At 42.7% G+C, this 24,192-nt stretch carries 21 protein-coding genes; 4 read left to right on the top strand and 17 right to left on the bottom strand.

Features of this window, described 5'->3' with window-relative positions; genetic code table 11:
- Positions 1–7: 7 nt before the first annotated feature.
- Positions 8–1,021 carry a glycoside hydrolase family 5 protein gene (locus HQN87_RS03505; protein ID WP_173127898.1) on the bottom strand — a complete coding sequence of 338 codons (1,014 nt, stop codon included), beginning with the start codon at positions 1,019–1,021 and terminating at the stop codon, positions 8–10.
- A 187-nt stretch (positions 1,022–1,208) separates the two neighbouring features.
- Between HQN87_RS03505 and HQN87_RS03510 the strand changes: the two genes are divergently transcribed.
- Positions 1,209–2,006: a helix-turn-helix transcriptional regulator gene (locus tag HQN87_RS03510; protein ID WP_173127900.1), complete on the top strand. Its 798-nt coding sequence runs from the start codon at positions 1,209–1,211 to the stop codon at positions 2,004–2,006.
- A 17-nt stretch (positions 2,007–2,023) separates the two neighbouring features.
- Here HQN87_RS03510 and HQN87_RS03515 read toward each other — a convergent pair whose 3' ends face one another.
- The 13 genes from HQN87_RS03515 to HQN87_RS03575 form a co-directional block, all read right to left on the bottom strand.
- A complete protein-coding gene (locus HQN87_RS03515; RefSeq protein WP_173127902.1) occupies positions 2,024–2,398 on the bottom strand; it encodes a VOC family protein in 375 nt (124 codons plus the stop codon).
- A gap of 215 nt (positions 2,399–2,613) precedes the next feature.
- A complete protein-coding gene (locus HQN87_RS03520; RefSeq protein ID WP_173127904.1) occupies positions 2,614–3,096 on the bottom strand; it encodes a macro domain-containing protein in 483 nt (160 codons plus the stop codon).
- A 48-nt stretch (positions 3,097–3,144) separates the two neighbouring features.
- Positions 3,145–4,752 (bottom strand): hypothetical protein, encoded by a 1,608-nt coding sequence (locus HQN87_RS03525; protein ID WP_173127907.1) that lies wholly within the window; start codon positions 4,750–4,752, stop codon positions 3,145–3,147.
- 58 nt (positions 4,753–4,810) lie between these two features.
- A complete protein-coding gene (locus HQN87_RS03530; protein WP_173127910.1) occupies positions 4,811–6,178 on the bottom strand; it encodes a tetratricopeptide repeat protein in 1,368 nt (455 codons plus the stop codon).
- Positions 6,179–6,194: 16 nt separating this feature from the next.
- Positions 6,195–7,916 (bottom strand): ABC transporter ATP-binding protein, encoded by a 1,722-nt coding sequence (locus HQN87_RS03535; protein WP_173127913.1) that lies wholly within the window; start codon positions 7,914–7,916, stop codon positions 6,195–6,197.
- A 40-nt stretch (positions 7,917–7,956) separates the two neighbouring features.
- A complete protein-coding gene (locus HQN87_RS03540; RefSeq protein ID WP_173127916.1) occupies positions 7,957–9,768 on the bottom strand; it encodes an ABC transporter ATP-binding protein in 1,812 nt (603 codons plus the stop codon).
- 38 nt (positions 9,769–9,806) lie between these two features.
- Positions 9,807–10,826 carry a radical SAM/SPASM domain-containing protein gene (locus tag HQN87_RS03545; protein ID WP_173127919.1) on the bottom strand — a complete coding sequence of 340 codons (1,020 nt, stop codon included), beginning with the start codon at positions 10,824–10,826 and terminating at the stop codon, positions 9,807–9,809.
- A 7-nt stretch (positions 10,827–10,833) separates the two neighbouring features.
- A complete protein-coding gene (locus HQN87_RS32940; RefSeq protein WP_173127922.1) occupies positions 10,834–11,100 on the bottom strand; it encodes a PqqD family protein in 267 nt (88 codons plus the stop codon).
- A gap of 332 nt (positions 11,101–11,432) precedes the next feature.
- A complete protein-coding gene (locus HQN87_RS03555) occupies positions 11,433–11,669 on the bottom strand; it encodes an acyl carrier protein (RefSeq protein WP_173127925.1) in 237 nt (78 codons plus the stop codon).
- A 28-nt stretch (positions 11,670–11,697) separates the two neighbouring features.
- Positions 11,698–13,461 carry a S8/S53 family peptidase gene (locus HQN87_RS03560; RefSeq protein ID WP_173127929.1) on the bottom strand — a complete coding sequence of 588 codons (1,764 nt, stop codon included), beginning with the start codon at positions 13,459–13,461 and terminating at the stop codon, positions 11,698–11,700.
- Between the two features lie 183 nt (positions 13,462–13,644).
- A complete protein-coding gene (locus tag HQN87_RS03565) occupies positions 13,645–13,959 on the bottom strand; it encodes a DMT family transporter (RefSeq protein WP_173127932.1) in 315 nt (104 codons plus the stop codon).
- A gap of 3 nt (positions 13,960–13,962) precedes the next feature.
- Positions 13,963–14,301, bottom strand: a complete 339-nt coding sequence (locus tag HQN87_RS03570; protein WP_173127935.1) for a DMT family transporter — start codon at positions 14,299–14,301, stop codon at positions 13,963–13,965.
- Between the two features lie 215 nt (positions 14,302–14,516).
- Positions 14,517–14,900 (bottom strand): hypothetical protein, encoded by a 384-nt coding sequence (locus tag HQN87_RS03575; RefSeq protein ID WP_173127938.1) that lies wholly within the window; start codon positions 14,898–14,900, stop codon positions 14,517–14,519.
- A 398-nt stretch (positions 14,901–15,298) separates the two neighbouring features.
- Between HQN87_RS03575 and HQN87_RS03580 the strand changes: the two genes are divergently transcribed.
- The 3 genes from HQN87_RS03580 to HQN87_RS03590 all read left to right on the top strand — a co-directional run bounded on the left by HQN87_RS03580 (position 15,299) and on the right by HQN87_RS03590 (position 17,949).
- On the top strand, positions 15,299–15,592 hold the full coding sequence (locus HQN87_RS03580) for a DUF6809 family protein (RefSeq protein WP_173127941.1): 294 nt from the start codon (positions 15,299–15,301) through the stop codon (positions 15,590–15,592).
- 316 nt (positions 15,593–15,908) lie between these two features.
- Positions 15,909–17,099 carry a cohesin domain-containing protein gene (locus HQN87_RS03585; RefSeq protein WP_173127944.1) on the top strand — a complete coding sequence of 397 codons (1,191 nt, stop codon included), beginning with the start codon at positions 15,909–15,911 and terminating at the stop codon, positions 17,097–17,099.
- Between the two features lie 175 nt (positions 17,100–17,274).
- Entirely contained in the window at positions 17,275–17,949 is a 675-nt protein-coding gene (locus HQN87_RS03590; RefSeq protein ID WP_173127948.1) for a hypothetical protein, read from the top strand.
- Positions 17,950–18,476: 527 nt separating this feature from the next.
- Here the strand turns inward: HQN87_RS03590 and HQN87_RS03595 are convergent.
- The 3 genes from HQN87_RS03595 to HQN87_RS03605 all read right to left on the bottom strand — a co-directional run bounded on the left by HQN87_RS03595 (position 18,477) and on the right by HQN87_RS03605 (position 24,174).
- Positions 18,477–19,499 (bottom strand): SGNH/GDSL hydrolase family protein, encoded by a 1,023-nt coding sequence (locus HQN87_RS03595; protein ID WP_254075345.1) that lies wholly within the window; start codon positions 19,497–19,499, stop codon positions 18,477–18,479.
- Between the two features lie 104 nt (positions 19,500–19,603).
- Positions 19,604–21,211 carry a hypothetical protein gene (locus tag HQN87_RS03600; RefSeq protein WP_173127951.1) on the bottom strand — a complete coding sequence of 536 codons (1,608 nt, stop codon included), beginning with the start codon at positions 21,209–21,211 and terminating at the stop codon, positions 19,604–19,606.
- Positions 21,212–21,243: 32 nt separating this feature from the next.
- A complete protein-coding gene (locus tag HQN87_RS03605; RefSeq protein ID WP_254075346.1) occupies positions 21,244–24,174 on the bottom strand; it encodes an alpha-mannosidase in 2,931 nt (976 codons plus the stop codon).
- Between the last annotated feature and the right edge of the window lie 18 nt (positions 24,175–24,192).

Here is a 24,192-nt window from a genome sequence, read left to right on the forward strand (position 1 = left end):
TTGCCACTTACAAATAAGAAATAATCTCCGTCGTAATGCTGCTGTCGTAGCGGTCAGAGATGCCGAAGGACATGGATTTATAGGTCCACGCTGCCCGTCCGATCTTGTATTGTTCAAACACTCCATGCACATCCTTATACCAGTTCACCACGCTAGGAGAGGGGGCATGTTCAATGACTCCGTATTCCCCGCAATACAGATACACGTTACGCTCTGCTGCAACATCCAAGGCTGTCTGGATCAGGCTGGTGATGTACTCAGGCCCCATCTGGCTGAAGCCATCTCCCTGAAATCCCGATCCAAAAGCGCCGATGGTGGCCGAAGTGCTGCGGTACACCGCCAGCTCACCCGGGTAGTCCATACTGCTCTTAGGCATCTGCTCCACCCATTCTGCACGCTGGTGAGTGAACAGGAACGGCTCATAGAAGTGGAAGGTATACACGATATTGTCGTCGTAGGGCTGATCCAGCAGCTTGAGGGTATGCACGCTGTTCCACTGAATGCCGCCGATAATGATTTTGGTCTCCGGCGCATGCTGGCGAATCTCGGTAATCGTCCGGCGGGCCAGTGCATTCCAGCGGCTGCTGTCCTGCTCCACAATTTCATTCAGCAATTCAAAAGCCACAGTATCCTTATAAGCTGCGTAACGGACAGAGATTGCCTTCCACAAATTCAGGAACCGCTCCTGGAGCGCCGGATCATCAAACAGGGAATTCGCAGACACGCTGTCGAAGGAGAACCCGGGCGTCTTATGCAGATCAATAATGAGATTCAGCCCGTTGGCCGCGCACCAGCGAATACAGTTGTCGATATGCTTGAACCCTGCATAAGCCTCAGCGTTCGAGGGGTCTTCAATGACTTCATAATCCACCGGCAGCCGTACATGGTCCAGGCCCCAGGAGGCAATCGTTTGGATATCCTTTTCCGTAATGAAGGTGTCGTAATGTGCCTGCTGATAAGGACACTGGGACAGCCAGCCTCCGAGATTCACCCCTCTTGAATAACCGGTCCATTCTCTCATACCTATCATCCTCTCCGGCCTCAGCCTTCAACATATGCTTCAGTGACTGCTTGTATTAAGCATAGATACATCCGGGCAGCAGAACAATTACACATCGTGCGTAAGTACTAACTTATTGTGCAATCCTTATTTACAAGTAGTGCTCTTAACTTCTACAATAGACCTAACTGCTGCACTGGAGGTTCATATGAATATACAGAACATCGGCTACAATCATAGCCATGACGCGGATTTCATCATCAACCGGCCCCAGGGGTCCGGAGACTATATGCTGCTGCTGCTGAAGACCCCGGCAATCTTCACCTTCGCTGGGTTGCAGCAGGTTACAGAACCTGATTCTTTCATTCTGTACAGTGAGTATACCCCGCAGTTCTACCGGGCTTATGGGCCGCAGTTCACCAATGACTGGTTCCATTTCCGGCTGGACAAGCCGGGCGACGCTGCACTGCTGGACCGGCTGGCGATCCCCAGGGATGAAGTGATCCCGGTTGGCGATCTGAACGAGCTGTCGATCATCATTAACCATTTGTGCTATGAATCGTATTCCGAGAACCCGCATAAGGACGAGACGATGGAATTATATCTGCAATTATTCTTCATTAAGCTGAGCAACCGGATTCACTCCGCCCAGAAGGAGGTCGGCAACACCCACTACAACAAGATGTCTCTCATCCGCACCAAAATCTATAATCAGCCCTTCCTGAACTGGACGATCGGGGGTCTGTCCCACGAGCTGACCATGAGTCGCTCCTGCTTCCAGCACCTGTACAAAGATTACTTCGGCGTAAGCCCGATGGCGGACGTCATTGCCAGCCGGATCGAACATGCGAAATACCTGCTTACCACTACCGATATCTCTGTCAAAAAAATTGCAGAGATGAGCGGCTACGCAAGCGAGATCCACTTCATGCGGCAGTTCAAGCAGCAGACGGGGCAGACGCCGTCACAGTACAGGGAGCACAAAATAAAGCCAGACCGCTTGTAAGCAGTTTGGCTTTATTTTTAGTGATATTCCAAGAACTCAAGACGATTCCCGAAAGGGTCATTTATATAGAAGCGCCTGACGCCTTCATCCGCCCTTGCTTCATCATCCGTGACTTGAATGTTATTCTGCAACAGATGCTCACGTAACTTATTCAAGTGCTGCACATGAAATGCCGGATGCGCTTTGGTAGCGGGAACAAAATCCCGTTGTACCCCGATATGTACCTGATGCGTCCCGCATTGGAACCAAACCCCGCCACGCTTTTGCAGCAATTCTGGTTTGGGAATCTCCGGCCAGCCTAACAAGCTATTGAAGAATCTCCGGGCCTCAGCTTCACAGCCTTCCGGGGCTGCCAGTTGTACATGGTCTAAACCACAATAATTGTAGGCCATCCATCTTCCTCCTCAGTAGTTTCATCTAATGAAACTTTATTTCATAATATAATTCTATATTATAGTAATTCCTGATAAAAATCCATAAAATAACCCCACAAAGTGGGGCTTAAGCTTCGATGATGACTCAGGTACTTTGCGGGGACCCCAAAACGTATAAATTCTCTTGAAAAAAAACAGTCCCCTCTAAGGCGGACCGCTTCATTACTTAAAGCTTATAGATAGCAGAAGTATAGCGTACAGATAATATAAATCTTATACAAAGTAACTTCATAGTCTGCAAAAACCTTGCCGATCATCTGTTCCACCACACTCCACTCCCCATTTGCCAATCCGCAGCCAATGTTATACGGAAGCGCCACAGACAGACCCTTGGCCTGTGCCTCTGTCTTCAGGATGGTTAACGCTTGCTCCAGCGCAGCATAATCCGTATACCGGGTTTTGCTTTTTCCATAGTTAAGCTGGCCGAACAGATTCGCCGTGTACTTCGCGCCCGTCTGCACCAGCTGGCAGTGTCCGAGCAACTCGTCAGGCGTGTGCTGCTCACAGTATTTTTTATACTCAGGATATAAATTCGGATAACGGTCCCGCAGGATCTTCGCAATCCCCGACCCCATCACCCCCTGACAATTCACCTGGTGTCCCAAGATGTCTTCCTCCGCTTCTAACAGATCGCCGTTCATTAACCGGATTGTCATGCCTCTGCCCTCCTATAGTCACTTCGTAGTTACTTCCTGACAGTGATTTCAATTATTATTGTGATTCGGCTGGCAGGCTTGAATAAGCTTGGGTATAATATCCTTTTCCCTACATTTAAGCATTTCAATATTTTTCTGTATCCTATCAATGTTATCAAGATCATATCGCAAATTATTTTTCAGTTGCAAATTTCTTGTCTGCATTGCCAGCCTTTCGATAGAAGAATATTCATTATAAAGAAATTCAAAATCTTTGATATTCAAGTAATTGTGAGACTTAAGATACTTCAATCGCAGTAGCATGATTTTCTTGTGTTCCCATATCACATGCAAAGGCCGAATATCTCTTTGGAATTCCGAGATATTTAAAATCAAATAATCGTATACAGATATTCCATGGGCGATTCTGGAATCATAGTTTTCCATAAGTGAACAACTTTCTAACGAGTTTTTAGCATTTATATAGTCTTCAAGCTGCTGTAACATCAGATCCAAGTTAAATTTATAAGTAAAATAGGGATGAAGTTTAAATATTGATAATAGTCCTATTCCATACCAGCCTTCTCTGCCATCCTCAATCATGGCATCCTCCAACTCTTGAAATGACAACAAACTATGTCTAATAACACTGTGCTCACTATAACCGACTATATTAAACGTTCTACTCTGAAGATCATATCCGTAGATCATATTTCCATGGTGATACTCATACTTTCCAAAACCCTTACCTTGGGGCACAAAATACTCATTTAAATATACATCAATATAATTATCATCATCCAAAGCATTAATTATAAATTCAGTTATATTTATGTTATTTTTTTTCAATAGAGAATATTTAATATTTTGAACTCTCAGATATGGACAAAAGGAATAAAAGTCATCATTTAAGTATATACCGGCATTATAGTTCATGGGGATGGCGTGGATATTGAAGTCTTGGAAGCAGTATAATTGAATAAAATTTGTAGCAATCCAATTTAAATATGCATTATTCTCAGGTGAACATAATGATATTCCCATAAAAGCATGGGATTTCAATTCAAATTCAATTGTTCTGATATATTCCCATTTACCTGATAAATTGCGGCAGTACAGATGAATGCGATCACCCATGCGCTCTATTTTCATAGATGTCGGAAATAGAGAAGCACATATATACTCATATTGGGACTCTGTTCCGGCTGATTCTCTCGTTTGAATGATGATACCATTAACCGAAGGAGTGGCAAGAATGGATATGTATCTTGAATCTGAGCAAAGGCTTTCTCTGAACATTAAGCCTGCTTTTGCCCAAACGCCAGTATTCTTAAAGTGCTCTATCTCGATTTCAATATAACCATCTCCCTTCATCTCAGTATGGATATATTTAAAGGAATCATTACACCCAGTTAGGTCTCCTTCATGGCAAGAAATTTTATTAAGATCAGATAAAATAACTTTAACCCTATTTTCCACCTTTTTGCTATAGCTGTATTCCGTAATTTCTGTTTCAAACCATTCCGCATTGAATTTCGATTCACTTGTTTTGATATTAGAAATCCATAGATTGAAAGGTTCGTCCATTCTATCATCAAATAAAACAGAGGATATATTAACATAATGCGGGTAGGCAGTGAGAAAACTGTTTTTGCTTACAGGCAATTTTTTTCTCATTTTATTCTCCTTTCAATGCTTCACCAATAATTGAAAAAGAAAGCTATTTGAGTTTGAATTAACTTGTTCTTTTTTCGAGAACAGTGTTAATTATTGCCTGTGGATTTTGATTTTTATAGCCGATCTTCTTGCACATTAATGCATACTTTTGGGCGCATTTGAAATCTCCCGATTTATAATAGGCTATAGCCATTTTCTCAAAAAGAAAAGCCAGAATATTACCATGATTTTTACGTGATTCATAGCTGCTTATTTGACCAACCCACAATGGAGAATCATTGTTTTTCAAGTAAGCCAGTACTTTTTCACAACACTCAATTGACTCATTGTATAAATGTAATTTCAAATAATAATCCGCCATAACATAACTCTTTTCAGATTTAGTTTCTTCATCGTCTATCTTATCAAGATATAATTGATAACCCATCTTAAAATAGCACGATGAGCATGAAAACACCTTGACTTTATACAAATTGGCTTGATTTGATTCCGGTGAAATATGTAACCAGCTATCTATTAATTGCTCTGCTTGTACAAAATGATCACTCTTCAGCATTGGATGTACAGGAAAAAAATACGGCTCATATTGGGGATATCCTGTTAATAAATCACTATAGTATTTTCTCACCTTATCAGTGCGACCCGAAAACAGATTTGAATAAAGCAGACCTGTAATAGCGCTCAAATAGCAATTAGGATAATGAATGACTTTCTCAAATAGTTTAGATGCCTCTATATAGTTATGCATGTTTAAAAGTTCAATCGCTTTTTCAAGATATACATATTCCTGAATATAATCTGTTTGATTCACCAACATAGCGTATAGTTGATCACTAATAAAAGAAAATAATAATGGCGTATACCCTCCATAAATACTCTTGGCAATTGTAATCAGATCACACTTGCTAACTAAGGACTGTATGGCCTGATACACCGATTCACTTTTTGTCCAAAAAGAATTCGGGTAATCATTTGAATATGTTCTATGAACATAGGGATTAACAAAGTAATCGATGTCAATATCAACCAGAACAGGAATGTCGGAAGATAAAGATTCTTCTACAAAACTTATGTTAGGCATTGTTGTTATAATTACTTCATTTACTCTATGGCTATTCATAACAAATTTAAGCATTCTTTTAGACTGATCGACTAATGTAAAATTAACTTCCATCTCCTCTATTAGTTGGGCAAGGATATTTGCACACAAAAAAGAAGGGGTAGGAATGATCCATACAATAGTATTAATAAGCCCCTTGTCCCATGCATAATTCAAAAAATTCCCAATTGTGATATATTCACACTTTTCGGTTATAAAATCTTTATGGGCATCAATATGAAATAATACGGCGTTATGAATGCCATTATCCATCCATATTTGATAAGCTTCATCATGATTATCAATCTGATACACCTTTGACATCATATTCTATCGCCTCTTCCTATGCATACCATTTCCTCTGCGACTCATACATCCTTTGGTATTCCCCCTCTGTTCCTATAAGCTCATCATGGGTACCCTCCTGTACAATCCGGCCTTCTTTCATCACGATAATTCTATCTGCCAGCTTCACTGAACCCAGTCGGTGGGAGACAATAACGGCGGTTTTATCCTGACATATCGTAGAGAAATCATTGTATAGACGGGTCTCCTCCAGTGGATCAATGGCAGCTGTAGGCTCATCCAGAATAATCAAATCACTATCCCGGAACAATCCGCGGGCGATCGCTATACGTTGCCACTGACCACCGGATAGATCTGTGCCGCCGAACTCACGCCCAAGCATCGTATGTATACCCTCTGTATAGACTTCGCTCGATATAAGAACACCGGCCTCCTCACATACAGATGAAATTGCTGCATCCTCTGCTTTTTTTTGCATTTGGCTAATGCGCACATTTTCCTTTAAGGTTGTGTTATATTCACGATATTTCTGAAAAATAGCTGACGTTCTGTCATAACTGACCTGCGACGCTTGAACCTTCCCGTACCTTACTTCCCCTTCGGTAGGAGGGTACAATCCCATAATCATGCGGCACAGCGTGGTCTTGCCGCTTCCATTCTCGCCTACAAGGGCTACGGTCTGCTTGTACGGAATGATCAGATCAACACGGTCCACAGCATTGCTGGTCGCTACCGGATATTTGAAGCTAACTCCTCTCAGCTCAATATCAGATTCTGCAGGCATCGGCATACTACCTGTATCCTGAATCGGCTCATCTATGAAATCCAGATAATTCTCCGTAGAGCCTATGTTCTCAGTGGCCCATGCGATTCTCTCGGATATTAACTTGTTCATGAAGCGGTATAGACTGCCTATAGAGGCAAGCACAGCTGCAAAAGCACCGATGGAGATTTCCTGCTTCATGACGGAGACAAATAGCATGTACACGATCAAGCCATAACCAGTAACCGTAACTATATTCAGTGTTAGTTGAACCAGATGCTTACGGAGCTGAGTCCGAAATACCATACGGTTCAAACGATGTATGGAAGAGGTATACAGGTCATTGAAAAAGGCAGTGGCCCCAAGCAAGCGGGTCTCTTTGAAATACTCCTTGTCCGTTAAGCATCGCTCATAATACTCATATTCACGGCGTATAGGAGCAGAGGCAGCTTCCAAATGCTTAAAGGATGATACTAGAACCAACTGAGAGAGAATAACTGGCACAAATACAATCACTACACTTAGAGCCAGGATTGGCTTCAGACTGAACAGATACCATCCCATGAATATAAAGTAGGTTGTATAATAAAAGACTATGTCTAATAAGGTCACCCCGATCCAGATCAATTTACCGCTTCCGTTCACAGATTTATGAATAGTATCCAGACGCGAGGTGTCCTCAAATTCAGAAGCATTTAAGGAATCTATCCGTTTGAACATGAGTTTATTCAAATGTTGGCCAACGCTTAATCCAAAAATCTCTTCATAACAGTTCCCTAGTCCATCCATGAAGTGATAAAAGAGATATACTACGGCTAAACCGCCTAAGGAGAACAGGATCATCCCCAAATTGCGGTTATGATTAGCATACTCCGTAGCCGCATCGAAGAACCATTGCATAACTAATACTTGAAGCACCCAGGATATCGCTTGAAAAAAAGCAATCCCTATATAGGTACACACCATGCCCGGATTCACTTTAAGTAAAAGTCTCAAGCATCTCGCGCTGTTATTTAAGAAACCCACGCCCTTCACTTTACCCATAGTGCACCTTACTCTCTGCTTCATACCATGACCTCTGGCTTGCAAACATCTTCTGATACATCCCGCTCGGATATCCCATCAATTGTTCATGAGAGCCCTGCTCTGCAATACGCCCCTCACTAACGACCAGGATTTCATCCGATATTCTGGCGGCGCCCAGTCTGTGGGTAATGAAAATGGTGAACCTGTCTGTGTTAATCCTACTGAACAATTCATACAACTTGCTCTCTTCTATAGGGTCCAGGGCAGCAGTAGGCTCATCCAAGATATGAATTGCGGAGTCTGAATACAATAGTCTGGCGATCGCAAGCCGTTGCCACTGCCCTCCGGACAGATCAACGCTGTTCTCCTTCATTTTGCCGACATAAGTATCAAGACCGAACTCCAAGCCTTGAATCATTCCGTTCAAATTCATCTCGCTTATACTTTTTCGGATGTCCTCTTCATCATGCTTCAGGATATTCCCCAGCCGAATATTATCTTTTACCGTCAAAGCGTATTTAGAGAAGTTTTGAAATACCACGGCAATGAACCCTTTAAGCTCGGCAAAGCTATACTCTCGCAGATTCTTATCATTAATGAAGATTTCACCTTCATAATCATCGTACATCCCAGTCAGCAATTTAATGATTGTAGTCTTACCGGCCCCATTTTCTCCGACAAAGGCATAGGTTTTCCCGTGAACCATTCTGAATGAGCAGTTCTTTAAAATGCTTCTATCTGTACCCGGATATTGGAAACCTACGTTTTTGAATTCCAGGGAATGAAAAATAAAGCCATCTACTTTAACGGGCACTGCTTCCGCATCTTCTTTTTCGCTGAGTTTGGCAAATTCCGAGAAATCCTTCAAGTACTCCTTAATCCGGGCATGCTGCTGCATAGTGTCGGACAACTGCCATGACATCCTCTGCACGAGACTGAAAATAGCGGTAACCAGCGAAATAAACAGGCCAATGGATAACTCGCCTTGGTTCAGTGGAGGCAACAGCAATCCCACGATAACAATACCGATCAACAAGGCTATCATCGAGCCGCTTTTTAAATTCACAAAGGTTCTGATCTGAATCTGTTTCTCTATGGTGTAAGACTCCTTATACAGCTTGTCGTATTTATCCGTGATCGCACTACTGTACCCGAACAATGTGCGTTCCTCAGCATAATCCCTGTTGGTCAAAATATCTGCCAGATCATTATATTTCCTCCTGATTCTATGAGCATCCAGACCCATGGCGTAATTCTCCCTGCCGGTCTTTATAGCTATATAGAACAAAGGTACGGCGACCAGCACGATAACGATTCCTGTAATAAACGTAGACGACATCACAATAACAAGCAAAGAGGCTGTACCTATCAGCAGATTCATTCCACTTAAAATATTATTGAACCCGTTCATGAAATAACCAACCGGATCTCCGCACACTCTATGGATCAACTCCCAGGTGTCGTTGTTCTCAATATGCTTATACTCTAACCTGGCCCGCTTCAACACGATTTCTTTCTTCAGGGTTACATTCAGCTTGTTTCGCCCTGTTAGATCCACAATCTGCATAAGGCTTGGAAACAGGTGGGTAACAATCACATAGCCCATAATCAGCGCAATCGGCTTAACAATTAATGAATAGTCTGCCCTGCCATTAAATATTTCTGTAGCCGTATTAATGAAATAAGCAATAACCAGGGTCTGGTACGCAGGCATAAGAGCGTCGAGCAGCATATACAGAATAGCTGCAAGAGTCTGAACAGGTATAATCCGAAAGGGTGTTACGATTAAATCGAATATGGTGTAATCTCTTGAATTAAGCATAATGTCTCCTTATACTTCTGCTTGAACCAAGAACCACCCTAATTCAAACAATAATTTTTGGACCTCACTTCAGCAATCGATTTCGCAAATGTATCACATGCAAGAACATTCTCACTGTCCAGAAGGGCCATTCCGGGGCATCTTTCACATTGATCTTCATATTGACATCCCGGGCAATGATTTAAATCCGTTTTTTTAATACTTTTTATATATTGAAGAGATTCTGATTTATTCCATATATTACTTACTGAATTCTCCATAACACTCCCAACTTTATAAGGAAAAGAATTGCATGGAAAGACATCACCGTTACTGTCAATAGAAAAAGAATAGAATAATGCTCCACAGGGTACATCGGATTCGTGAATGAGCTTGTTTTTTCTATTATTGAGGTCATCAATTTTTTTCAATACAGGACCTAGGTTATCTCTATTTACCCTTAGACATTTGGGCGATTCATCGCCATTTATTTTGGAATATATCATAGGCGAGGCGAAAAATTTAAAATCATTTTGCTCACAGTAGTCTCTAACTGCATCAATACACAAAGCATTTGTTTGCATTATTGGCATTTTAACCTGTACTCTTATGTTATGCTTTTTTAACAACTGCAGGTTTTTTTTCAAAATATCTAAAGAACCCTGTGCCTTGGTTATTGAATCATGGATTTCTGGTTGAACGGAAAACATTGTTGTAGAAAATTCGGATATGTATAGCCTTGATAGGCGCTCGACCTTTATTTCATCAAGTAAGGTTCCGTTGCTAAGAAGGAACACCCTCATGTATATGCTCCTAGCGTACTCAATCAATTCAAAAAGGTCTTCGCGAAGTAAAATTTCTCCTCCAGTAAATGAAAGATTAACAACTCCCAATTGCCTCAATTCAATCAAAAGACTCTTTATTTTATCGGTAGTCATCCCTCGATTTTTGTAATCCGGCAAATAGCAGTGCTCGCATCTCAGATTACATTTCGTCGAGAGTTCAATAATTACACTTACTGGGGTATTATTTAAAAATGCCAGATCATAGAAATAATCTGTAATCATTTCTTGTTTCATAGTAATCTCAACTCCAAATCAATAAATTATTTTTCACAAGTCTTTTTGTTATTTGAAGAATATCGTTTCTCATAACGCTATATTCAATATTTTTATTTTCAGCCAAAGTTTTAATAATATCGTCAAAATCGTTATTATGTAGAATCAACATCCAAAACTCCCTGGACACCCCCTTGAGCAAGTACATCTTGTTCGTAATCTCATCAAAAACAAAGATACTATCTTTAAGCGAATTCCACGATATATGTTGGGGATAAAGAATATTGTTATACATATAATCTATTCACCTCCATAAAATTTCCACTTTTGATATTGACCTACCTAATTAAGAAACATAATTAACGAGAATAATCTCGTTAATTATGTTCTTATTTCTAAGTATGATGATTATCTGCCGCTACAAGTTCCAGTGTTCTCACAATAGTATAATGATAAGTTCGATTTCTTTTTTGAAATCTTTTTAACTAACTTCTGCATGGATATCCCCTCCTTTCTTAAGGTTATTTATAATAGAAAGAGAAAGCCTAACGCTTTTTCCTTCTTATTACCTGATTTGGTCCTAAGTTTTCATGTGAAAGCTGTTCAAAGCTTCTTATTTTTGTGATTTTAATCACAACCTAGATTATTATAAATAATCTGGTTAACAATGTAGCTAATGTTATCTATATTCGACATGGTTTCGATGACTAAATATTCACCAGGAATCTCTATTTCGAACTCTTGTTCAATACAAACAATTGACGAGATAAAGCCAATCGAGTCTAAATTAATCAAACTGCCGTCCTCACTTATTTCAATTCCATTCTCTTCTAAGTTTTTAAGTATTCTTTCTTCTACATTCATTTTAATGATGCCCTTCTTTCTTTAGGAATTAATCTTCTGCAAAATAGGAAATGACTAAATCACAAAGTTCTATGATATCCTTTTCGTTTCCTATGCAATACACTGGAATATTAAATAGTTCGCGTAGCTTATTCTTTAGATCTGATATCTCATTGCTAGATAACTTTTCGGTTTTATATTTGATTCCCGATAAAGTTTCTATAGCAAGAACAGGAAAAACAACTAAAGCACGCACCTTCCCATCATCAATAGAATTCATGAAATTTATGGTTCTAGTTATATAATCAATATCATCGTGTGGATTGACACATAGAACACAAAAGTCCGGCATTACCCCTAATGCGAATGCATACTGAAATAATGCAAAATGCTCAATCTGTGTATTATTGTAGTGCAATGTGGCGGATTGACACCCGGTGATCAAAATATCTTTGCCTTTTAACTGTGTCCCCCAGACCATATTATTAAGAATGGCTATACTTTCCCATGGTTGGATAGGCAGATATGAATGATAACCAAAATGAAATACATAATCTGAATTAAACAAATATCCTGAAGGTTCTGTGGAGATGTGCCCAACATTATATTTCAGTTCAGAAAGCCTTCTGATAAGTTCCAACTGAAGAGTAAATTTACCTTGTTTTGAGCTTGTACCAAACACTCCTACAACCGGAATTATTGCTTTTCTTAATTTCAGGAAATTTCCTCGTGGAACCATCGCCGGGATAATATCGGGATAAAATAAATTTTCGTAATGAGACTCTATCTTCTCAAAAGTGTAGACATTCTTTTTATGTGCTTTTGCAAGATTAATAACTTCATTGTCATACTGACGCTTTGTTATTGCTGAAAGCTCCGACGTACACGACAAAATCACAGTATCAAAATCATTGTTCCAATCGATAGAGTCAAACGACTGTATGCTTTCATCAAATAGAGTCTTGCCGACATTTCCGGCCACCCTCTCGTCATAAACGCCGGCAATTTCAAAACTTAACAAATCCTTATATCTTAATAATGAGTGGCTTTCCTTATTTATTGGAAATATAATTGCCCTTTTGATGTCAAAATGAGGAGGTTCTATTGATATGTTTTTTTCCACGTTCAGATCCACATTTGATATTGATTTTAATAATTCCATTTTTTGAAGTGGAAGGACAGCTTCCTGCAATTTCTGAGACAAAATCCCTGTTATTCTAGCAGCAGCAAAACTAGAGCCCTTTACTATAGTTTTTTTATCATTCCACATCGTACGGTAGTAAATATTAGGTACAAAAATATCTATGATACTATTGCTAGCATAATAAATGTCATTTTTATTATCATATTCATCTTTTGTATCCACCCCCACTACTTCATCAAAGGCAGCCGGATAGGATACTGCACCATCATTATCAAATGCAGATACAATAATTACACCTTTCTGATACAGCTTCTTACAAGCTTCATTAAGCTCTCGATGCATGGATAGATAAGTAATTCCAGCACTTATATTAATCACATCAACACCAATATTGTCATATATGTACTCTAATACATACAATAGTCCCTTCTCATCAATATCCAAGACATCGTTGCAAATCCTAAAACATACAAATTCCGTTTGACTATTTATTTTATGTATAATATGAGCAACAGCTGTACCATGGCCGATATAATCTGTAGCCTCACCCAGTAGTATGGTGAAGTTTCCATCATCTTGGCTTAGAATATACGATTCTGACACATTATTAATGAATTCAGATTTTCCTGAAATGCCTGAATCTATAATAGCGATTCTTACATTTTTCATAATGACCAATCCTCACTTAACATAATCACTAACAACCTCCTAATTAACAGTATCATTTTCCACCCCCAGGAATAACCTGTCAAATTATAGTATTTAGCCTGCCTATTTATAGTTTTATAAAAAAAACACAATACAAGCCAGCATCCGCCAGCCTCTATTGTGCCTCCCGAGTTCCAGACCTGTTTACGATACTAACTTCAAGCCAACAATGCTAATGATAATACCACCAACCATGGCTAATTTCTTCATATTCTTAGGCTCCTTGAACACAAACATCCCGAGTAGAACACTGCCTGAAGCACCGATCCCGGTCCAGATCCCATAGCCAATGCTAATTGGAATTTCCCTTAAAGACAAAGATAGGAAAATGAAACTTAAGCCCAAGAACAAGGCGAATATTAGGGTAGGCTTTAATTTGGTGAAGCCCTCGGAATGCTTCAAAAAGATGACGCCCCCTACTTCGAACAACCCCGCTAAGATCAGAAAAATCCAACTCATCTTCTACGCACCTTCTTCTTGAGGTTGATCAGAGGTGAATTTCAAACCGATGATACAACCAATTAGAGTTATGACTAACACGATTTTGATGACACTCACTTTATCCCCCAGGAAGAGCATTCCAGCAAGCGCAGTTCCAAAGGAACCCAGTCCTGTGAAAACGGCGTACGCTGTCGATACCGGAAGAATCCTTACTGACTTTGCAAATAGATAGAAGCTGCCAACCATAGCAATGACCGTCGGTATTACGATCTCTATTCGCGTGAACCCGTCTGAGAATGCCAAGCCCAGAGCCCAGCCCACCTCTAAAATCCCTCCAAGAATAAGAAACAACCAAGCCATAGAACATTCTCCTCCCTGCGATAGTTAGAACCTTATTGATATAATTTCATATCATTTAATACAATAATAAATCACTCGTGAGTTATTTTCAACTTTTGTGATTTGTATGAACAGGTTAACCAGAGCCGAAGTACAGCAGGACAAGTTTACAAGCAAAAAAGAGCAGCGTCTCTCCCGTTATCGGAGTATTGCTGCCCTGTTTTTTACCGCCTTAACTACGGTTGACTAGTTGCCTTAGTGGCGTACCACTTTCCAGATTTTAATATTAGCGTTAATTTGACAGGTTCTCTAAATCCAAAATCAGCATTTTCGTATTTCTGAGTTACAAACGCTTTGGATACTACGAAGAAATGCAGCGGCAATACAAAACCGATATGATGAGAGCTTGGATTATATTTAAAGCTATCCGCTTTCATGCCACGTTCGACTGGATTAATACTTTCAAATGCTGAACTATTCATGTACTTCCTATTAGCATCCTGACTCATGGCTTCTTTCAGAATAATTTTAGTATCATGTGCAATCCATGCACTAAATGAGAGATATGCAATAACAAATAGAAGTACAAATGAAAGGACTAACTTTCTTTTATTGCTCATTAGTAATACCTCCTTCTGTTGAGATAGGGAATAGATTTAGTATAGTCTATCCAAAAGGGAGAATGAACTATGATCATCCGCAGAAAAGGAAGTTTCATTATTGCAGGTTTGGCTGTACTTCTTATCATTGCAGCTGGTGTATCTTTTGTGAAAAATTCTAATTCTGAATCAGCAACTTCAGAATATTGTAGCAGCGGATGGTCTGACCATCGAGATCGTCGAGCCCCTAGCCCTTATCCAAACCATTAACGGTATGAAGGTACCTGAGATGGTTTTTTTGTTTTGGCCCCCCCATCAATGAAAAACGTTTTTCTTTGTAGAGTATACTACGTGGATTTAGCCATTTAGATCACTTATGGTTGAATACAAAGTACTTTACAAATGAAGGAGATGAGGAAGTGAAAAGTAATATAGAGAAGCTATATCATGGCAGATTGCATCCAGATGAGAATGTTATATCCAATGACCCGCAATACCCTATTTTAAGAAAAAGAGTATCTGAAATTATAGAGATGTGGAAAGATCGACTTTCAGCGGAGGAATTCGAAGAGTTAGAAGCATTGTTAGACTTATACGGTCAAACCCATGGCATGGAGTTAGCCTCTATTTTCAATTATGGGTTCCGCCTGGGCGCAGGCATCATGGTAGAGGTCTTAACCGGGGAAGAAGAGCTTGCCGTTACATTGAGATAGCTACCAAGAATACATGAGGTGCATCGGTAGCCAGGCATGTAACACGGATACGGCTATCACGTATGACATTCACTTCAATTTTCTGTTGAGTAACCGATACTCATCACATGATTGAACACCCCAGAATTAAGTTAACATTTGTTTTTATCACAACCAAACTAACGTTTCCTAATAAATCATTAGTGAATTCCTTTGTTACCATAATTATGTACATTAAATGAACATGATCTAATAATCCCAAATATAAGAATTTTTGTTTGGACGAATTCCATTTTTTTGTCTTATGATAGTCGGGCAACAGAACACATAATTTTCAATGAAAGGAGAAATAAAGCTATTCACTCAGCAGTTACATAAAATTTTAGAAACAATCTTGGAAAAATATTATTATGAGGGGTTTAATATGAAAAAGATCATTATGTTCTTATCAATATTTATGTGTTTCGCAGTATCTACTGCTTTTGCTTCACCAACAATTACCGGTTTACAATTTGATGGAACAGTATATAGTGGCACCATTAAAGTTAACGCTTACGACACTTATGAATTCATTGCATCAGAGCCTATTGACGCAAATTCTATCAAGTTACAAGGTGCAGGAGGATCATACACTGGTAGCGATGGTTCTCCTAATATAGTTTCAGTAAGTATCATTACTAATTCTGGAACTTATAATATAGGTACCTTGGGCTATAATAATTCTTTATCAGTGGGTTCGTATCAAAATATCAATAAGATAGTTTTGACTGGAACTAATAGAGCAAGTTCCGTTAATGTTTTTGTAACAATAACGCCGACAGAAATACCAACACCAACGCTGACACCAAGCCCGACCCCAACTACAACTCCATCTCCGACACCGACAGTAACACCTGAACCTACACCAAGTCCTACTCCAACCCCTGCGTTAGAACCTACTCTTGACGTAACCATTACGCCAGAAAAGATAGGTTTAGGCAAAGAGTTCACAGCAGACATTTCCCTCAAAAATGTGAAGGATATTTACGCCGAGGATTTTGAAGTGAAGTACGACAAAGAGCACTTACAGTACCTCGGATTTGAAGAGGTAACCGGTTATAAGGTATACAACAAGCCAGTCGATCAAAACGGCGCCATTCGCTTTGTTGTAGCCAGTCAAGGTGAAGATTTCGGCATCAATGAAGACACAGTAGTAGTAAAGCTCAAGTTTAAGGCAAAGGCCAAAGGTACAGCCGTTGTCGATTCAACCAAGGCGAGAATTGCGGATACCAAAGAGGAATATGATCTTGTGACAGATAACTGTTTAGAGGACAGCATCCTCATAGAAGCGACAGACGTAAATAAATCTGGAACCTTCACTCTGGTTGACCTTGCGATTGATGCCAGATACTTTAAGTATTTCGCACCCGATGTTGACCCTGTAAAATACAACGCCCAACAAGCCGGTGATGAATATGTTAATGATGATGACCTTCTATTTATAGTCGATCAGATTTTAAACAATCCAGAGTACTTGCCTAATAGTTAAATAATGAGTTAAAAATAACCTCGTCAGATTTTATTGACGGGGTTGTTTCTATGTCTAATTAGATATAATTAATACTTATCGCTCACTTTATTGCATATATAGACATATTTGTTTAGACAATCCTTTCTATGTTTTGTAATATTTCTTTCTATATTACATAAGAGGAGTGTTATTCTTGAAAAAACTGAAATCATTATTAGTAATCTTATTAATTTTCACTATTTTACCTGTAAAGGGGGCCTTTGCAAACATTGGTCCAGGAGTAGTGTATATTGATTTTGGACCAAATGGTCAAAATGTAAATACCTTCAAACTAGAAGGATCAGGTACTGGTCATAATATGAAGTTCTATAACTTAGAGGGGATCGCATTCTTCAGCACACCAACTACAGGTCTCAGTCTAACAGGTAATTACGGAAATTATTCTGCTGGCAATGAAGTTATCCGTATGATAGAAATCACTTTGGATAATGGAGCTGAGCTAACCGGATTAAACTGGACAGCCAACAATGGGTCCACCGGAAAAGTAACAATGATTTCCTCCACTAATCCATTGATAACACCAACACCTACAAAGACACCTGAACCAACACCTTCTGTAACTCCTGAAGCGCCTTCTGGCAGTCGGGCAATCCTAACATTGACTTTAATTACAGGTGATGATAAAGAATTTGATCTGTCAATGTCCGAGGTAACTACATTCCTTGCATGGTACGATTCAGCCTCTGGATCAGCTCGACACGGCATAGATAAACACGGCAACATCAAAGGCCCATTCAGCAAACGCACCGAATACGTAATACATGATAAGATCCTTACCTTTGAAGTAAGTGAGTACACAGCTCAATAAACAATAGACAACCCGTCTGGCTTGTTATGCCCGACGGGTTATTTTATACTTATTAATTTTTTTGAACGGAGTATTCGTCAACACTGAAAGTAAGTATCTTATCAAAGATCACATATTCTTTACTGGTGTTAAACAGTCCCTTATTATTGTTATTTTTGTTGATCGCATACTTAGCTGGTCCTGTTCTCTCTCACCATGGTAACGGGGTCCGTATACGGTGGCTCCAAAAGGTTAACCAAGCTCCAAGTAACGTAAAACTAAACTTTTCAGCCTAGTGCACTGACCTGCTCTCTGACTCGCCACAAAGAGGATTGATACCCAGACATGTATTGTCTTTACATGAAATCGAAAAGTAAGATCGACGCTATTGAACAGTTGCCGCTACAACACAAAAGAGAGCACCATTTACGGCACTCTCCCAGCTTATAACTATACCTCAGTGCAGCCGAGGGCTCTATCCGGGCGTCAAATATGGAATCCAATTCACGTCTGTGCACTTTGCCCGCCGAAATCCCCCCTCAGACTCTTCAGAATACGCATTCCGTAGCAATCAGCGGACGCTTAAGCAATTCCCATCCGGTCTGGGCGGATATAAAAGAGGCAAGCTCGCAGCCCATCCGGTAATGCGTCTGATAGCCAGGATGGTAGCGGCCGCCCCAGCCTTCCACCTCTGGATGAATCAGCCCTAAATCCACCAAGAATACCTTTCCGTTTCCAGTTTGATTACAATGGGCAACGACCTTCTTTGCACTGGCCAGATAGTTGTTGTTCATGGTTCCGACACAGCAAAAGACATAGGGATCATTATATTGATCCAGGATAACCTGAATGAATTTTATATAAGCGGCGATATACGCCTCATCCTCAATGGGCGTTGAATAATCGTTTTGACCCAAATTAATGACAATTCCATCAGGAATATATCGGGAGAAGTCCCATGGCGCCGTCTCTTTGCCGAGGGTCCCGAAAAAATGCTCCGGCAATCCATGCTTATTCCCTACCGCATCCTGCCAAACGCCAATGCCGCAAATGGCCATCGTATGATATTCCGCGTTCAACATTCTGGCGCTGATCCCGACATAGGACATGTAGCCGTCGTCAAGATGCGGGGCTTCAGCGAGCTCATGCGGATGGCCGATCCCTGCTCCATCTGTGATGGAATCCCCAAAGTATTCAAGCCGGATAGGTTTGGCCGCAGGCGGGGCAAGGAAGCTTCCGCCGTCCGGAAGAGAAAAATGATGAAAAGCGATATTTCCGGTCAAAATCCCTGTTCGCTTGTGGATTTCCAAAGTATGCTCACCATCCGGGAGTCCCTGTTCGATTAAGTATGCATGAACCCCCTTCTTCAGATTAATCCAATTCCGGGCGATCCCGTCCAATACGATTTCAACGTAATCCTGGCCGCCGGAATCCTCTGCTGTCATAGAGATGGCCGTACCCCGGAAGGCAAGCTGAACAGCACTGTTCACCCATCCGCATTTCGGATTCCCGTTCACTGTTAGCTCAAATCTCCCCATCAGCCTGGTGTACTTAGTAAAGTCAAATTCCAAAGTAACTCCTCCCCTAAAGGCCCCCTTCCAGAAAACCTGCAGCACTTCCGGAAGGGTCCTTATTCAGTTAGTGCATATCACCCGGCACTCTATTGACCAGTCTTTCATTGAACCGGAGTAAGCCCTAGCTTTGGATTTGCCAGATCGAGCTTATACATAATTTGATTATAGTTATACCGCGGTGTTGCGACATGATTCGTGAAAGTATTCGTATAAGTCCCCTCGAAGTAGATTACCCGGCCGCCGGACTTATTGAAGTTCTTATGCTGGGCAACGTTATAAAAAGTATAATTATCGTGCGTTACGATCTTTTTGGCAGTAGTCCATGGACCTTGAGGCGCCGGAGCTTCCGCGTACCAAATCTCTCCAAGCACCGAGGTCCCCTGCAGCTGCTGACCGATCATCACGTAACGCTGCCGGTAAGCATTCCATTCGACGGAGCTTGAGGAGATTTGAACCTCTTCACCGGTATCGGCATCTTTCAATTGATAATATTTCAGGTCGGACGCCTGGATCACGCCTAAGCCGATCAGCTCCTTCTCTTGATCCTGCTTAAGCGGCGGCGTATTCTTTTTCCATCCCCATACAAGTTGGCCGTTTGCATTGCGCTCCAACGACGTTTGAGCTCCGTTGTACGCCGTTCCCGGTGTTAGAGCTGTAAACGATTCATATTGAGTATAGTCGATGATGGCATCATAGCTTGCGGACACGCGTAAATTCGGCATCCGGTGCTCGGTAAAGAGCCAATAGCCCTTGCCGTTCTCCTTATAATAGGTCGCCTGGCCGCCCGGATGGCGCCAATCGTCTATGGAAGGAAACTGGACGACCTGCTCGAACTCCTTGATATTGTCATTAAAAGCAAGGATGCCGAAGGCGTTGAGTCCGGGATTGTGGGTACTATATCCGGCGAGCAGGCGTTCATGTCCTGCACTGTCCTTGGCAGTCATCAATCCGAACACCCAAGCGATGCCGGCGCCGTCTGGCAGCTGCGGCACCAGGCTTTTGACGAAACCGTCCGGTTTAGTGAGATAATCCAGATTCACACCGGCGTCCGGGTCCAATCCGCCAGCCTGCGGCAGCTGAGAAGTTGCTCCTGTTACCCGGAAGTTCCCCAGCGGATACGCCGGTCTGTCGGTGTCGCCCCAGAACCAGTACAGCTTATTGTTGTACGTGATCGTCTGCACAGAATCCTGTCCCATGACCAGACCGTTTATCAGCGGCTCCTGAATCGGCGCCCCCAGACCAAGGAGCATACTGTCGCGGTAAATACCTTGCCCCGTAATCCGGTACAGCCGTTCAGCGATGTTGACCCGGTTCATCTCGATGGTAATCATGCCCCCAGGCATAATCTGTACCGCCTGCCCACGATTGCCAAACATATCGGCAGGGATATCATAACCGTGGCTCGACAGATGGAAAAAGACCGACTGATCCATCAATCCGGGCTCGCTGAACGCAATCACACCAGCACTATCCGTATAATACAGAATGTTGTTCGTCGTCTTCAGCTCCACAAGAGGAATGCCCCGGCCCGTCTCGGCATCCACGACCTTGATCTTGAATGGCGCCTGGACCCCTGTCTTTGCGCTGCTCGGATTTTGCCGGCTACCGTTTTCCTCCGCCTGGGCTGCAAACGCGCCGCCCGGCGCCGTCATAATCATCAGCACAAGGCAAGTCCATATTCCCGCACTTTTCCACGGCTTCATTTTCATTTTATTGGCCTCCCGATCTTAGTTTTTTCATATCACGCCTTGCGGAGCGCCATCCGAAGGGTCTTCACCTCGAACGGACGAAGTTTCAGCATGACCTCTCCGCCTTCGTGCGGCACTTCTGCAATCTTCTCCTCCAGCATATTGGTCTCACTAACCGCTGCAATGGACAGCCCGATGTGAAGCTTGCAGTCTACAGAAGCCCCTTTACTCTCGTACAGACGCACCACCCAATCACCCGATCCGTCTTCGGCAAGCTTGACGGTCTCCGCAATCACATTCGCTTGATCAATGCTGAGTAAGGAATCTGTCCCGCCCCCTCCTCCAGGTGCAAGGCTGACAGGATAGTTCAGCTCATAAGCTTCACGTACGACAGGACTATCAAGAAACGCGCCGTTCCAGAATGTAAATCCGTAGGTAAAATGATGCACCCCTTGATCGGATGTTTCATCCGGCCAGGTCGGAGCCCGAAGCAGTGTTAGGCTCATCGTGTTATCATCGACGGAAATGCCGTATTTGCAGTCGTTCAGCAGTGCGAAGCCGCGGTTTGCCTCTGCAAGGGCGGACCACTTATGCTGAACCACTTCGTAACGATCCGCATCATGCGGACGCGAAGCATGATTCGGCCTCTTGACGTGACCGAACTGAATCTCCTGCAGGGACTCGTTCGTATGAATGCGAACCGGGAAATCGACTTTCAGCAGCTTATTCTTCTCGCGCCACTGAATCGTTGTATGGAACTCCACCCGGCGGCTGCCCGCCAGCAACCGGATATCCTGAATCATAGTCGAATGATTCAATTCCCGCTCCACCCGAATATTCGCGAAGAGCGGTCCATTCGCAGTAATGGAGACCTTGGCAGTAGCGTTTAGATCAATGGGTGCCAAGCGGTAGCGCCGGTCAATCTCCCAGGCATCGAAATCCGAATTTTGATCCCGGTACATCCGCATGACATTGCAGCAGTCTGCTGCCCACTCCGTACCGGTCTCCTTATCGACAACCCGTGTAATCTCACCCTTTTCGTTAATTCCAAGCTCAATCCATTCATTCTCCATATGCGATTCACTTGCCAAGACTGTCGACAGGACAGGAACGGCCGGCACTTGCGGTTCAGTCTTGTAGCTCGACCAGCCCATGGAAGGAGCCTCCAGCCGGGCATAGCTAACACCTTCGTGCAATTGCATGGGTAGAGTTGTTCCATGGCTATCCGCAATTCCGTGAACGCCATTAGGTAATGCTACCAGTTCCTGTCTTCTCCAGGACAGCGAATTAAATACGGTAACACTCGAGGAGTCGCCGTCCGTGATTGCTTCTCTTGCTTCTGACGCCATGTTATACACATTCTTATTCAATTCGATCAGTTCAAGCTGCGCCTCTTCATGGACGCGGTGGATAGAGGAGCCCGGCAGAATATCGTGGAACTGATGCAGCAGCAATACCTTCCACAGACGGTCCAGCTCTCCGTAAGGATAGGTCCGGTTATTTAAATGCTCCGCTGCAGCCCCCCATACCTCCGCCTCACGGAAGCCAATTTCCGCCTTCCTGTTCAGCTTTTTGATGACCGCTTGTGTTGTATAAGTTCCCCGGTGAGCGGGGTAATAGAGCTCTCCCACATACTTGGCATCCGGGATGCCCTTTTCGATCTGATCCCGGAAAAATTCGATTGGCGAGCCGTGCCTCGTCTTGGGAACGCCCTCCAGATTGCCGAGCCTGCGCATAAACTCAAGATCGTCCCGGTTCGAGCCTCCGCCTCCGTCGCCATGCCCGAACTGCGTGAGCCGCGTAGAAATCCCTTCCAGCTGGACGCGGTCTTTCCACTGATTGATTAAGAACGACGGACTGATCCGGATCGGGTAGTAGTCTCCATAGTTCAGCAGATGCGCCAAGATTTGCGAACCGTCGATCCCTTCCCACAGAAACGTATTATAGGGGAAGGGATCTGCTACATTATCATAAGTCCCGAACAATTTAACGGAACCGAAATACTTAATCCCGCACCCCTTCATGATTTGCGGCAGGTTCCCGGAATAGCCGAATACGTCAGGCAGCCACAGCATTTCATTGTCTACACCGAACTCTTCCTTGAAGAAGCGTTTGCCGTGCATTGCCTGACGGATCAGGCTTTCGCCGCTAGTAAGGTTCGTATCAGGCTCTATCCACATGGAGCCTTCGGGAATAATTCTGCCTTCCTTCACCGCTTGCTTGATCCGCGTATACAGCTCCGGATACAGTCTCTTGACCAACTGGAACAAATACGGCTGGCTCTGCATGTACGTATATTCCGGATATTCATCCATGAGCGCAAGCTGATTGGACATTGTCCGTGCAATCTTACGCTTCGTCTCGGCAATCGGCCACAGCCAGGCCACATCCAGATGGGACTGTCCCATAAGGTACAGGGTAGGCACTGTTGAACCGTTTACACAGGATAAAAGCGGTTTCATGATCTCCCTGCACTCTTTTACGTTCTCTCCCAGCAAGTCCTGACGCAGGGTCAGGTCCACCGCCGCAAATACCTGAGTCAGACAACGGTCTATCTCCGCAACGCGGAGAGATTTGACATCGAGATGATTGCGAAGATCATACAGGCATTCCAAGTCAATAAAAAACTGGTACACCTCTTCTTCAAAAATACAGAGCTGTGACTCTCCGAACACCGGCTGTGAACCGGAATGGCCGGCGTACGCCTCCGCAACAATCTCGAAGGATTCGCCGCTTGCCGCCGAACGGGTTAAGGTTACGTAATGATGGTTAAGATCCTTTGCACCACTCACGATGCCGTCAACATACACAGTCGCTTCCGATCCAAAATCAAGCATAGCCACCAGCCGCTTGCCTTCGGCTTCCTTAGGAACGATGATTGTGGAGCGGAACCAGCCATACCCCCAGTTCTCCCCCCACTGCTGTCCCCTGGCCATGCTCTGGAACGGTTGTTCATCCATTTCATGAATGAAGAGCTGTTCCATTGTCGTAAAACCTGAAAA

Source organism: Paenibacillus tritici (genome assembly GCF_013204885.1).
In the GTDB taxonomy this organism is placed as follows: domain Bacteria; phylum Bacillota; class Bacilli; order Paenibacillales; family Paenibacillaceae; genus Paenibacillus_AQ; species Paenibacillus_AQ tritici.